This window comes from Parageobacillus thermantarcticus, assembly GCF_900111865.1.
Classification (GTDB): Bacteria; Bacillota; Bacilli; order Bacillales; family Anoxybacillaceae; genus Parageobacillus; species Parageobacillus thermantarcticus.
Window position 1 is genome coordinate 17,160 of record NZ_FOJS01000020.1, and the last position, 13,213, is coordinate 30,372.

At 46.3% G+C, this 13,213-nt stretch carries 14 protein-coding genes and 2 riboswitches; of the genes, 12 read left to right on the plus strand and 2 right to left on the minus strand.

Annotated elements, in window-relative coordinates; all coding sequences use genetic code 11:
- Nucleotides 1–14 precede the first annotated feature (14 nt).
- The 8 genes from BM278_RS19260 to thiE all read left to right on the plus strand — a co-directional run bounded on the left by BM278_RS19260 (nt 15) and on the right by thiE (nt 8,579).
- Entirely contained in the window at nt 15–266 is a 252-nt protein-coding gene (locus BM278_RS19260) for an HAD family hydrolase (RefSeq protein WP_244151143.1), read from the plus strand.
- A gap of 281 nt (nt 267–547) precedes the next feature.
- Complete coding sequence (locus BM278_RS10745) at nt 548–2,233, plus strand: long-chain fatty acid--CoA ligase (protein WP_090949615.1); 1,686 nt, start codon at nt 548–550, stop codon at nt 2,231–2,233.
- On the plus strand, nt 2,230–3,207 hold the full coding sequence (locus BM278_RS10750; protein WP_090949616.1) for a phosphotriesterase family protein: 978 nt from the start codon (nt 2,230–2,232) through the stop codon (nt 3,205–3,207). Before BM278_RS10745 ends, BM278_RS10750 begins: the two co-directional genes overlap by 4 nt.
- Nucleotides 3,208–3,346: 139 nt before the next feature.
- Entirely contained in the window at nt 3,347–5,014 is a 1,668-nt protein-coding gene (locus BM278_RS10755; protein WP_090949618.1) for a DUF6044 family protein, read from the plus strand.
- 13 nt (nt 5,015–5,027) lie between these two features.
- Entirely contained in the window at nt 5,028–6,053 is a 1,026-nt protein-coding gene (locus tag BM278_RS10760) for a glycosyltransferase family 2 protein (RefSeq protein WP_090949620.1), read from the plus strand.
- A 56-nt stretch (nt 6,054–6,109) separates the two neighbouring features.
- Nucleotides 6,110–6,222: riboswitch (TPP riboswitch) on the plus strand.
- A 61-nt stretch (nt 6,223–6,283) separates the two neighbouring features.
- Entirely contained in the window at nt 6,284–7,090 is an 807-nt protein-coding gene (thiM, locus tag BM278_RS10765; RefSeq protein WP_090949622.1) for a hydroxyethylthiazole kinase, read from the plus strand.
- Between the two features lie 15 nt (nt 7,091–7,105).
- Nucleotides 7,106–7,909, plus strand: coding sequence for a bifunctional hydroxymethylpyrimidine kinase/phosphomethylpyrimidine kinase (gene thiD, locus BM278_RS10770; protein ID WP_090949624.1), 804 nt, complete (start codon nt 7,106–7,108; stop codon nt 7,907–7,909).
- A 10-nt stretch (nt 7,910–7,919) separates the two neighbouring features.
- Nucleotides 7,920–8,579: a thiamine phosphate synthase gene (gene thiE, locus BM278_RS10775; RefSeq protein WP_090949627.1), complete on the plus strand. Its 660-nt coding sequence runs from the start codon at nt 7,920–7,922 to the stop codon at nt 8,577–8,579.
- Nucleotides 8,580–8,617: 38 nt separating this feature from the next.
- Here thiE and BM278_RS10780 read toward each other — a convergent pair whose 3' ends face one another.
- Nucleotides 8,618–9,613 (minus strand): acyltransferase family protein, encoded by a 996-nt coding sequence (locus tag BM278_RS10780; RefSeq protein WP_090949629.1) that lies wholly within the window; start codon nt 9,611–9,613, stop codon nt 8,618–8,620.
- 98 nt (nt 9,614–9,711) lie between these two features.
- Here BM278_RS10780 and BM278_RS10785 point away from each other — a divergent pair, with 98 nt between their 5' ends.
- The 3 genes from BM278_RS10785 (at nt 9,712) to BM278_RS10795 (ending at nt 10,324) form a co-directional block, all read left to right on the plus strand.
- A complete protein-coding gene (locus tag BM278_RS10785) occupies nt 9,712–9,912 on the plus strand; it encodes a hypothetical protein (RefSeq protein ID WP_090949631.1) in 201 nt (66 codons plus the stop codon).
- Nucleotides 9,903–10,082, plus strand: coding sequence for an H-type small acid-soluble spore protein (locus BM278_RS10790; RefSeq protein ID WP_167359622.1), 180 nt, complete (start codon nt 9,903–9,905; stop codon nt 10,080–10,082). Before BM278_RS10785 ends, BM278_RS10790 begins: the two co-directional genes overlap by 10 nt.
- Before the next feature lie 74 nt (nt 10,083–10,156).
- A complete protein-coding gene (locus tag BM278_RS10795; RefSeq protein ID WP_013876817.1) occupies nt 10,157–10,324 on the plus strand; it encodes a twin-arginine translocase TatA/TatE family subunit in 168 nt (55 codons plus the stop codon).
- Between the two features lie 26 nt (nt 10,325–10,350).
- Here the strand turns inward: BM278_RS10795 and BM278_RS10800 are convergent, their stop codons facing one another.
- Nucleotides 10,351–11,817 (minus strand): amino acid permease, encoded by a 1,467-nt coding sequence (locus BM278_RS10800; RefSeq protein ID WP_090949670.1) that lies wholly within the window; start codon nt 11,815–11,817, stop codon nt 10,351–10,353.
- Nucleotides 11,818–11,940: 123 nt separating this feature from the next.
- Nucleotides 11,941–12,129: riboswitch (Lysine riboswitch) on the minus strand.
- Nucleotides 12,130–12,531: 402 nt separating this feature from the next.
- Between BM278_RS10800 and BM278_RS10805 the strand changes: the two genes are divergently transcribed.
- A complete protein-coding gene (locus BM278_RS10805; protein ID WP_090949635.1) occupies nt 12,532–13,080 on the plus strand; it encodes a YitT family protein in 549 nt (182 codons plus the stop codon).
- The last annotated feature ends 133 nt before the right edge of the window (nt 13,081–13,213 follow it).

Below are 13,213 nucleotides of genomic sequence, written 5' to 3' on the forward strand. Positions count from 1 at the left end.
AAAGAGCGCCGTTTGTGTTTATTCGCGAACGGCGCTTTATTCATTACCAGTTCGCTCTGTTTAAAAATACGCGTTTGTCATACCCAGACATGCTTACGACGCTTTCGTCCCTTGCCGATCAAGGAATCCCGCTTTTTGTCGCAAGCAACGGGCGTTCCCGCTATCTCGCCGCGATTCGAGCCGCCTTCCAGCTTGAGCGCTATTTTATCGATTTTTACAGCCTTGACCGGTTTTCCTTATCGTCGAAATCGGCGTTAGTCAAATAATTGTTAAATGATTACCAGATCGAAAGCGCAGTGATGGTCGGGGATCGGCGTTCCGATATTTAAACGGCGGAGAAAAACAATAAATATACGAAAATTCAAAAAATTATTGAAATAACAAAAAGAATGTTATATGATAAAAGAAAAAACTACATACTAACCAGTCAGTCAATTATATGTGTACAAAAGAAAGAGGGAATAAGAAGGAAGACAAAAACGTATTTTTTATTAACCTGTTTTGTGACCGCTTTCAAAAAATAGATGGATGAGGGAGGAGAGATGTGATGAACCATCGTCATTTTCCGTATTGGCCGAAGCGGCTGAGCAAAACGCTGACAGTGCCGGAAACGACGATCGTCGATCATTTAGAAACAACAGCGAAACGCTACCCTCAGAAAACCGCTTTCCACTACTACGGATCTTCTTATTCTTACAAGCAGCTATTTGAGCAAGTCAACGCGCTTGCTGGCTACCTTCAGCGAAAGCTTTCCGTTCAGCGAGGCGACAGAGTGCTTTTATACATGCAAAATTCCCCGCAATTCGTGATTTCCTATTATGCGATTTTGCGCGCCGAAGCGATTGTCGTTCCGATTAACCCGATGAATACAAGTGACGAACTTTCTTTCTATATTCAAGATTGCGAAACGAAAGTGGGAATCGTCGGCCAAGAACTGTTTGCCAAAGTGGAGCCGCTGCTCTCGTCTACCGCGTTAGACCGCGTGATTGTCGCCGCTTATTCCGATTATATTGGCGAACTTGGCGATGTTTCTCTTCCTGACGAAGTGGCGCTGCCGCGGCAGACGTATGCGAATGGCCGCGTGCATTACTGGACCGATTGCTTAGAAGCGAATCTTCTTCCGAAAGAGTACAACGGCCGTGTTGACGATATCGCTGTGCTGCCGTATACATCGGGGACGACGGGAATACCAAAAGGCTGCGTTCATACACATCGAACGGTAAACGCCAACATTGTCAGCGCATACCATTGGTCGAACGTGACAAGCGACGCTGTTTGCCTCGTCACATTGCCGCTTTTTCACGTTACCGGAATGATCCACAGCATGCATGTTCCGATTTTTGCGGGCGCGACGATGGTGATGATGACCCGATGGAATCGGGATCATGCCGCGCGCTTCATTGAAATGTATCGCTGTACACACTGGGTCAATATTAGCACGATGCTTATTGACTTTTTGGCAAATCCGTCGCTATCCAAGTATGATATTTCTTCACTTGCCAGCATCTCTGGGGGAGGCGCATCGCTTCCGGCGGCGGTAGGAGAAAAATTGTTTCAGCTGACAGGCTTGCAATATGTTGAAGGATACGGTCTTTCTGAAACGATTTCGCATACGCATTTTAACCCGCCGGATCGTCCAAAATTACAATGTTTAGGCATTCCTTCGTTTGATGTCGATGCCCGCATCATTGACCCGGCGACGGGAAAAGAGCTTGGAGTTGGAGAAGTCGGGGAAATCGTTGTGCACGGTCCGCAAGTATTTAAAGGATATTACCGGCGCGAAAAAGAAACAGAGGAAGCATTTATCGAAATCGATGGGAAGCGGTTTTTCCGCACCGGCGACATCGGGCGAATGGATGAAGAAGGATATTTCTTCATTGTCGACCGCGTCAAACGAATGATCAACGCCGCTGGATATAAAGTATGGCCGACGGAAGTGGAGTCGCTCCTATATAAGCATCCAGCTGTCCAGCAAGCGTGCGTTGTCGGCGTTCCTGATCCGCGCCGCGGCGAGACGGTAAAGGCGTTTATCGTGCTTCAAGACGATTATGTTGGAAAAATAACGGAACAAGACATTATTGAATGGGCGAAAACGCAAATGGCCGCGTATAAATATCCGCGTCTCGTTGAATTCCGTTCGTCGCTGCCGATGACATCGAGCGGAAAATTATTGTGGCGGAAATTGCAGGAAGAAGAGTATCAAAAATTAGAAAAAGGGGGAGCGAAAGCGTGAAAGGAACGGTCGAAACCGTTTGCGGGCCGGTGCCGGCGAGTGAACTTGGCAAGGCGCTGATCCATGAGCACTTTGTTTTTGGGTATCCCGGGTTTCAAGGAGATGTGACGCTCGGACCGTTTCATTTTGAGGAAGTGCTTAAGACGGGGATCGCCGTCGCGCGAAAAATGATGGAGCATGGCGTGAAAACGGTTGTCGACCCGACGCCAAACGATTGCGGCCGCAATCCGGAGCTGCTCCGCCGCATTTCCGAAGCGACCGGGCTCCACATCATTTGCGCAACAGGGTATTATTATGAAGGGGAAGGAGCGACATCGTATTTTAAGTTCCGCCAGCTGCTTGGCACAGCAGAAGAAGAAATATATGAAATGTTTATGACCGAAATTACAAAAGGAATCGCTCGTACAGGAATCAAACCTGGGGTGATTAAGCTAGCATCGAGCAAAAACGAAATGACCGAATATGAAAAAATGTTTTTCCGTGCTGCTGCGCGCGTCCAAAAAGAAACAGGAATTGCTATTATCACCCATACTCAAGAAGGTACGATGGGGCCGGAGCAAGCCGCATATTTACTCGAACACGGTGCGGATCCGCAAAAAATCGTCATTGGCCACATGTGTGGAAACACTGATCCAGAATACCAGAAAAAGACGCTACAACACGGGGTGTACATCGCTTTTGATCGCTTCGGCCTTCAAGGAATGGTCGGCGCTCCAACCGACCAAGAGCGGATTCGCACATTGTTACCGTTGCTTCGTGAAGGATTTCATGAACAAATAATGCTTTCCCATGATACCGTCAATGTTTGGCTTGGGCGTCCGCCGCAAATGCCTGAACCGCTTGCTTCGCTAATGAGCAATTGGCATGTCGGACATTTATTTGAGGCGATCATTCCGACGCTGAAGAAAGAGGGAGTGACAGAAGAACAGTTAGAGCAAATGCTCGTCCAAAATCCTGCAAATTGGGTTGCGTAATCCGAGGCACAAGGCCGCTTCCGAAAAGCGAAGACGATCTGCTTTTTGGAAGCGGTCTTTTTGATGATGTATAAAATGAATATTTTTCCTTTTTTGTTTAAAAATAAAGGAAGATATTTTAAAAAAAGGAGGGGAAGAGGTGACGGTTACGGAAAAACGGCTTCTGTCCTTCTCGTTTGCCGCGATCGCTTTGTTTGTCTCGCCGTATTTTTTGCTTGGCGAAGATGCACATATGCGGGTGCATGATAATTTGGATTCCAATATTGCTTGGTATAAAGTCATCACAAGAAGCGGGGAGCTGTTTGGTCCGATCGATGCCGTCATCCCGCAAATTGCAAACGGGCTGCCGCGAAACGCATTCGGTACGGAATTCAGCGGAATCGTCTGGCTTCACGCGTTATTTCCATCGATTTACGCATATGGATTAAACCAAACGATTACTCGCGTGTTTGCGTTTATTGGCATGTATTTACTGTTAAGGAAATATGTCATTCCCGAGCGAAAATGGATGTGGATCCGCGTTGGCACGTCCCTTGCTTTTGCCCTGACGCCGTTTTGGCCGTCGGGGATGCTTAGCACGCTTGGAATGCCGCTTGCGCTGTGGGCGTTTTTAAACATCCGCGCTGGCGAGCGTTCATGGGCCAACTACATTGTGCTTACATTATTGCCATTCTATTCAAGTTTTGTGCTTGGTTTCTTCTTTTTCTTAAGCGCGCTGGGAATATGGTGGCTCGTGGATGTCATCCGCGGCAAAGGATGGAATTGGCGTTTTTTCTTCGCGATTGCCTACATGGCCGCCATTTATTTGGCGATGGATTACCGCTTTGTCCATTCGTTGTTATTTTCCGATGAACCGACAAGCCGTGATGAATATTTTCATGCTCGCCTGCCGCTGTGGCGCGTCATCCGTTTAATTGTGAAAAACTACGTTCTTGGCCATACGCATGTGATGACGGTGCACGGACTTGTCATTTTGCCGGTGACGTTAATGGCATTGTACATTGTTTGGAAGAAAAAGTTATGGCAGCGGGAAAAACTGTTTATATTTTTACATGTGTTGAATGTCGCGCTGTCGGCATGGTACGCGTTTTGGTTTTACAAAGGATGGGTTCCGTTAACGGAGCGTTTCGACATTCTCGATAAATTTAATTTTGCCCGCTTTCACTTTTTGCGGCCGATGGTCATTTACGTGCTGTTTGCCGTTTCGCTCAAAATTTTATGGCAGCAAGGGATTTTGTGGAAAAATGTATGTTTTGCGGCGCTTACCGCTCAGTTCGTCGTTCTCGCCGCTTTTAATGAGGAAATTGCGCACCGCAATAAGCCGTCATTTCGCGAGTTTTACGCGGAAAAGCAGTTTCAAGAAATAAAAGAATATATTGGACGTCCTGTTCATACATACCGTGTTGCCAGCATCGGCATTCATCCGGCGATCGCGCAATATAACGGCTTCTATACGTTGGATACGTATAACAATTTTTATCCGCTTTCGTATAAGCATAAGTTTCGCCAAATTATCGCGAAAGAGTTGGCAAAGGACAAAAAGCTGCGCGAATATTTCGATGAATGGGGAGGGCGCTGTTACATTTTTGTCGACGAATTAGGAAAACATTATATGTTTAAAAAGCATTCGAAACGAACGATTAAACGTTTACAGCTAAATACCGCTGTGTTTCGTGAAATGGGCGGCCGTTACATCTTTTCGGCGCTGCCGATTGAAAATGCAAAACAAAATCAGCTGGCGCTTGAGAAAGTGTTTCGTTCTAAACAATCGGCATGGACGATTTATTTATACAAGGTGATGCCGTAAGGAGGGAACAGCCATGAACGAACCGATGCTGACGATTGTCGTGCCGTGTTACAACGAAGAGGAGGTATTGCCGAAAACGATCGATAAGCTCCGCGACCTGCGTAAGAAGCTGATTGATGAGCGGCTTATTTCCCCTGAAAGCGCGTTGTTGTTTGTCGATGATGGAAGCGGTGACGGGACGTGGGACATTATTTATAAAGCGAGCTTGCGTTATCCGGAAGTAAAAGGGCTGAAACTTGCGCGCAACGCCGGACATCAAAACGCGCTGCTGGCAGGGCTGTTTGCCGCGAAAACTCGTTCTGATTGCATCGTTTCGATCGATGCCGATTTGCAAGATGATATTTTCGTTATTCGCGATTTTGTCAAAAAATTTCACGAAGGATATGAAATTGTATATGGGGTGCGGAATAAGCGTGATGCCGATACGTTTTTTAAACGCCACACCGCCCAATGGTTTTATAAGCTGATGAAGGCGATGGGGGTCGATCTTGTTTATAATCACGCTGATTATCGTTTGCTAAGCCGGCGTGCGGTCGAGGAGCTTGAGCGGTTTGAAGAGGTGAATTTGTTTTTGCGCGGGATCGTGCCGCTGCTTGGCTTCCGTTCTACAACCGTCCATTATGATCGAAAAGAGCGGCTTGCAGGAAAAACGAAATATCCGCTCAAAAAAATGATCGCGTTTGCTTTGGATGGAATCACTTCGTTTAGTGTTACGCCGATTCGCCTGATTTCGCTCATTGGGTTTGCTTTCTTTTTTATCAGCCTATTATTCGGCGGATATTTTCTGTTTTTAAAATTTACCGGCCATACGCAGACAGGATGGACATCGCTCATTATATCGATTTGGCTTCTCGGCGGTTTGCAGCTGATTGCCCTTGGCTTGATCGGGGAATATATTGGAAAAATTTATAAAGAAACGAAACGCCGTCCTCGATACATTGTCGATCTTGATTTATTTAATTTGTGGAAGCCGCAGCATCATCTTTCTTCGCTCACCGAAAGATCAGCGATGACGGAAATGCGAAAGCCTCGTTCGTAATAATTTTACTTGCAATATGGGAAAAGAAAGAGTAGACTTTTTTGTGAAAAATGATATATGTTGTTTGCGGGAGCTTGCGGAAGCAGGCTGAGAGTACGGCTATATTCCGCCGTTGACCGCTCGAACCTGTTTGGGTAATGCCAGCGCAGGGAAAGTGATGGTAGGGTGATATGCACTTTGCTTGCGCGCAAAGTGTTTTTTTATTTTGCAAAAACGGGAGAGGATGGGACATGAATAATCAAGAAGCGGCAAACGTGTTGCAAATGGTGAGAAAAGCCAACCCGCTCGTACATAACATTACGAACGTTGTCGTAACGAATTTTACAGCGAACGGTTTGCTTGCGTTAGGCGCTTCGCCGGTGATGGCGTATGCGAAAGAGGAAGTCGCCGATATGGCCAAAATCGCCGGAGCGCTCGTTTTAAACATCGGAACATTGAATCAAACGGAAGTAGAAGCGATGGTGATCGCCGGAAAGGCAGCAAATGAAGCGGGCGTTCCGGTTATTTTTGATCCTGTCGGCGCCGGCGCGACGCCGTATCGAACGGAAACGGCGCGAAACATCGTCCGCGACGTGGCAGTATCGGCCATTCGCGGCAATGCGGCGGAAATCGCCAATGTTATTGGAGAAACGTGGGAGATTAAAGGGGTTGACGCCGGAGAAGGAAGCGGCGATGTCGTTGCTTTGGCGAAAAAAGCGGCGAAGCAGCTGAAAACAGTAGTCGTCATTACCGGAAAAGACGATGTCGCGACAGATGGAGAGACGACGTATATCATTCATAACGGACATCCGTTGTTAACGAAAGTAACCGGGACCGGCTGTTTGTTGACATCCGTGATCGGCGCTTTTGCCGCGGTGGAGCGGAATGTGCTAAAAGCAGCGGCGGCGGCGCTCGTCAGCTACGGGGTTGCCGCGGAAATCGCGGCGAAAGAAGCGGAAGAAGGGCCTGGCAGCTTTCAAATCGCCTTTTTAAACGCGCTTTCTCGCATAGGGGCGGAGGAAATCGGACAATACGGACGCATCGAACAAGGAAAATGAAGGGAGAGAAACATCATGGTATATAAAGCGCTAACGATTGCCGGTTCGGATAGCGGCGGCGGTGCTGGGATTCAAGCCGATTTAAAGACATTTCAAGAATTGCATGTATTCGGAATGTCCGCGCTAACGGCGGTAACGGCGCAAAATACGCTCGGCGTGCAAGGAGTGTATCCGCTGTCTCCAGAGGCGGTTGCACAGCAAATCGAATCCGTCGGCACCGATTTAGGTGCGGATGCGGTAAAAACAGGAATGTTGTTTAGTGCGGAAATTATTAAAGCGGTTGCTGCGAAAGTGAAACAATTCGGATGGGACCGCCTCGTCGTCGATCCGGTCATGATTGCTAAAGGCGGCGCTCCGCTGTTGCAAGAAGAGGCAGTAAGCGCGTTGAAAACATATTTGCTTCCGCTTGCGATGGTGGCGACTCCGAACATTCCGGAGGCGGAAGCGCTAACTGGCCTAGAGATTCGAACGATCGATGACCGAAAAGAAGCGGCGAAGCGCCTGCATGAACAGGGAGTGAAGTATGTCGTCATTAAAGGCGGCCACGACGATGACGGAGAGGAAACGGTCGATATATTATACGATGGCAGCGAATTTTTCGATTTCACAAGCAAGCGCATTAATACAAAACATACGCACGGAACGGGCTGTACGTTTTCCGCGGCGATCACTGCGGAGCTTGCCAAAGGAAAAACGGTGCAAGAAGCGGTGCAGACAGCAAAATCATTCATTCAAGCCGCTATTGAACATGAATTAGGCATCGGCCACGGCCACGGCCCGACAAACCATTGGGCGTATCGGGACAGCCAAACGCGGTAGGTGAGGAAAATTGGCGCGAATCGCAAGCGAAGAGATGAAACAACGGTTGAAAGTGTATTTTATTATGGGAAGTGTCAACTGTAAAAAGCCGCCATTAGAAGCATTGACAGAAGCGATCGATGGCGGAATCACGCTATTTCAATTTCGGGAAAAAGGGAGCGGTGCGCTTGTCGGCGAGCAAAAATACGAGCTTGCCAAACAGCTGCAAGCTATTTGCCAAAAGCGCGGCATACCGTTTATCGTCAACGACGATGTCGAACTAGCGCTTGCCATTGATGCCGATGGGGTGCATATCGGACAGGACGATGAAGATGCGCGTATTGTCCGTGAAAAAATCGGTGACAAAATTCTCGGAGTGTCGGCGCATAATTTGGAAGAAGCGCAAGCGGCGGTCGCTGCTGGCGCCGATTATATCGGGGTAGGGCCGATTTACCCGACGAAATCGAAAGCAGATGCGAAGCAGGCGCAAGGCCCCGGGATCATTCGTCTTCTTCGCGACCATGGAATCGCTATTCCGATCGTGGGAATTGGCGGCATTACCGCGGAAAATGCCGGCGAAGTGATGAGCGCTGGCGCGGACGGCGTTTCCGTCATCAGCGCGATCGCTTCCGCCTCTTCGCCGTTGCTAGCAACAAAACAGCTCGCGCAAGCGGTGTTCAATAATGAATAAAAGGTGCCCCAAATGTTGGGCACCTTCTTTTTTTGCCATTAAGAAACAGCCTGTTTTCTTTTCGGGAATTGCCATTCCAAAAGCGGACGCATGATGCGTGCAATCGGCGCGCTTCCAAGCACAAGCACGACAATGACAGATAATCCTAACAATAACGGGTAACCGTGAATACTCATAATAAAATCTGGGAATTTTGTTTCATGCAAGTATTTTAAAATAAATCCATGCAAAATATAAATATAAAAGGTTCTTGCGCCTAATACTGAAAAAGAGAAGCGCCGGTTTGGAACAAGTGCAAGAAAACAGAGCATCATTAACGTGCTTGCGCCATAAATAACGAGCCGTCCAACAATCCCTTTTTCTTCTGGCACGCCGAGCGTATCGTACGATTTGGAGCCATATAGCCATTCTTGCGGCAAATCAGGAAAACCAAAATGGATCATCATGAACATTCCAGCTAATATAAAAAGTGAAAACGAGCGCAGGCGCCATGTAAATAACCGTTCGATATCATGTTTATGCAGAAAATAACCTAATAAAAAAAATGGGAAAAACGTAAAAGTGCGCGATATGCTTAGCCATTTTTCCGCATCGAGCATGCCCGCTCCCACGCCTAAGAGAAGAGAAAGCGATAGCGAAACGTGTTTTGGAATTTTCGCAAAGATCCATAATAGCAAATTCCAGCTGAATAAGCTAATCAAAAACCATAAACTCCATTGCGGGGTGAACAGATCAAATTCAATGGAATCTTTTTGGTATAAAAAGTAATAGTAAACGGAATACAACAGTTGAAAAATAAGATAAGGAAGCAATAATTTTTTAGTTATTTTTTTGAAATATCCTCGTTGATGAAAGTTTTTTGCAAAATATCCTGAAATAAAAATAAACGCCGGCATATGGAAAAAGAAAATCCAAATATATAAGCTATGCACCCATAGCACCTCATCGATATACGGGCGAAGAAAGTGGCCAAACACAACGAGGAGCACCAACACGAATTTCGCGTTGTCAAAGTAGTAATCGCGCTCGCTCATAGTGTTTCCTCCTTTTTATCTATACCAATTCGAATGATACTTCTTCTTTTTCGAGGGGTCAATAGCATATCATTTTTTGGAAAGGTGCGAAATTTCCGATGATTAACAAAAAAGAATTGGAAACGGCCGATATGACCCAATTATTAGAAATCATCAATGCGAAAGGGGATGAGGGAGAACTTGAACAAATAGTGGAACTTGTGTGGCAAGATGAAATGTTTTCGGAAGGAAAGCGCGCGTTAGCGAAAGATGGAGGCAACGCTGACGAGAAAGGAGGAGAATACCCATCATGGAAGTGATACGCGCGAAACAAATTGCTGAATCGGGAAAAATCGTGCCGGTTACCTATGAGGGGAAGCAAGTAATGATTCAACACGTGGACGAGGCGCGGGAAATGGCGCGCATTTATATAAAAAATCACCCGGAGAAAGAAATGGAAGTACCGGTTCGCCTTCTGCAAGAAGAATAGTCGCATGCGATGGCACTTTCGGTTCACATATGATATAATAACAAAAGAACGAATAAACATATGGAGTGAATCATATGAACATCGGATTTGGAGAAATCGCGCTTATCGTCTTTTTCGCGTTGCTTATTTTTGGTCCGAAGAAGCTGCCGGAGTTGGGACAAGCTGCTGGAAAAACGCTGCGGGAATTTAAAAATGCGACAAGAGGAATCATCGACGACGAAGAACAAAAAGCGCAAAAATAAGGACTTGGCTATTGTGCACCAAGTCCTTATTTTTGTTCCAGATCGCACTCATGCAATGGAACGATTTTCGTTTTTTTCACAAACTTATATCCAAGCCAGACGATAATAAAGAGCGGCAGGCCGATATACGAAACGAGAACGCCATACCAATCAATCGTTCCGCCAATAAACGCCTGGTAGTTTTGCCCTAAAATGACAATAAAGCAAACAATCAATGCAAAAATAGGGCCGAATGGGAACCATTTTGCTTTATATGGTAAATCGCTTAACTTTTTCCCTTGGGCGATATATGCTTTGCGGAACCGATAATGACTGATGGCGATGCCGAGCCATGCAATGAACCCTGACATTCCGGAAGCGTTTAACAACCATGTATAAACAACGCCGTCTCCAAAGAGAGACGCCAAAAAGGCAAGCGTCCCTAATGAGGAAGTGACAATCAGCGCATTGACTGGAACGCCGCGTTTATCCAGTTTCGCCAGAAATTTTGGCGCTTTTCCTTCACGGGCTAAATCCCAAAGCATGCGGGTGGATGCGTACATACCGGAGTTGCCTGCCGATAATACGGCGGTTAAAATGACCGCATTCATTACCGAAGCGGCAAAGGCGATTCCTGCTTTATCGAACACGAGCGTAAACGGACTGACAGTGACGTCATCATTGGCGAGCTTTTCGTCGGTATAAGGGATCAATAATCCGATTGCGAGAATCGCTAATACATAGAATAGCAAAATGCGCCAAAACACTCGGCGAATGGCGCGGGGAATGCTGCGCTTTGGATCTTCCGTTTCCCCAGCGGCGACCCCTAGCAATTCCGTTCCTTGAAAGGAAAAGCCAGCTGCCATAAAAATGCCTAGCATTGCCATAAAACCGCCGTGAAACGGGGCATCCCCGATGGTAAAGTTTTTAAAGCCGACCGCTTCGCCGCCCATAATACCGAAAATCATAAGAAAACTGACAATTAAAAACACGATGACGGTGGCGACTTTAATAAGGGAAAACCAATATTCCGCTTCTCCAAACCCTTTCACGGACAAGTAGTTTAACAGAAACATAATCGCTAAACAAAGCGCGCTCCATAACAGCGACGGGCTATGCGGAAACCAAAATTTCATGATCATCGTTACGGCAGATAGTTCTGCGGCGATGGTGATCGCCCAGTTATACCAATAATTCCACCCTAACGCGAACCCTAATGCAGGATCGACAAATTTTGTTGCATATGTGCTGAACGATCCGGAGACTGGCATGTACGCAGCCATTTCCGCAAGGCTCGTCATTAAAAAATACACCATAACGCCGATGGCGATATACGCGACAAGCGCTCCGCCCGGGCCCGCTGTATGCACCGCTCCGCCGCTTGCTAAAAACAAGCCGGTGCCGATCGTTCCACCGAGAGAAATCATCGTTAAATGCCGCGTTTTTAACTTTCTCCGCAGCCCATCCTCAGAAACGGAGACGGCGCGGGATGCCGTTTTTGCAGATGTTTTCATTTTATATATCAACTCCTTTTTGCTATATAAATATTCAACGGGAAATAAAAAATTTATGAAAAGTAACAAAAACGCCGTCGAAGGAGATTCGACGGCAGCGATACCTGCGGACATCAACTCTCCCATGAAGATAGCGCTCCATACCCGCAATCAGCGCAGGCATGACAGTGTTGCCCCTGTTCGGCGACAACCCCAGCCTAGGCATTCAGAGCAATGCCCAAGCTTCGGCGGCTTTTCCTTTCCGGCAAAGTCTTTGACGTGCTCTGCGCCTCGTTTGCCGTACTCATAAAAGCCGCGGCCTCTACTTCATTGGTCGAATGAGCGGCTTATTCTATTATGTTAATATATTAATCTATTATTCCAATAATAGCAATAGAAAATGCATAATGTGACTTGATTGTCCGGTCAAGTCCAAATTATTGTGTAAAATTCCATTACCAGTACAGTAGATTTGGATTATGGGAAAATAAAATCGCTTTTTACCGTTTTGTTTTTACACAATTCCGCGGAATTGATCGATTGCCCCTCTTTTCCCTTTTTTATTCGTATGTTGCACATAAAGCGGAAGCATCCAAAAAAGCGGCTATTCTTTAAGAAGCGTGACGTTCAAGTTTCTCGTGCGTAAAAGACAAGTCTTTTAAAGCGGCGCCATATATATAGAATATCGATGCTTTTTTGTGGAAAAAAGTTTTGCCAAAAAACGAGGTGCCGCTCATGTTAAAAAAAATCACCATTATTATAATCGGCAGTATGTTCCTTGCGATAGGGATTAACGTTTTTTTAGTTCCCCACCATTTGTTGGATGGTGGAATCATCGGAATTGGTTTGATCGTCAAATATATTTGGCATGTAAAAGCAGGGCTGACAATTATTTTATTAAGCGTTCCTCTTTACATTATTGCTTGGTTTTATTATCGGTCATTTTTTTACAATAGCCTTCATGGTTTGTTGTTTTCTTCTTTGATGATCGATATTTTTTCCGATCTGCGCGGCGTCATTACGCTCAATCCCATCATGAGCTCCGTTATTGGCGGAGTTTTTGTCGGGATCGGAATCGGCATGATGCTGCGCGAAGAGACGAGCACGGGTGGAACGGATTTATTGGCGCAATTTATTGCGAGAATGACGAACTGGAACGTCGGGATTATTATTTTTATGATGGATGCCATTATTATTGCCATTGGGAGTTTCGTCATTGATTCGACTTCGTTTCTTTATTCGTTTATCGTCGTAACGGTAGTCGGAATCGTGACGACGGTGTGAACAAAAACAAACGGATGGAGGCACCATATCGTGTAATATCCACATTGCCGATTTTATTATCACTAATCGGCAATTATGTGGCGCATAAACAGCGGGAGAAGGGGAAAATGAGATTGGCCTTGGCGGCTGCATT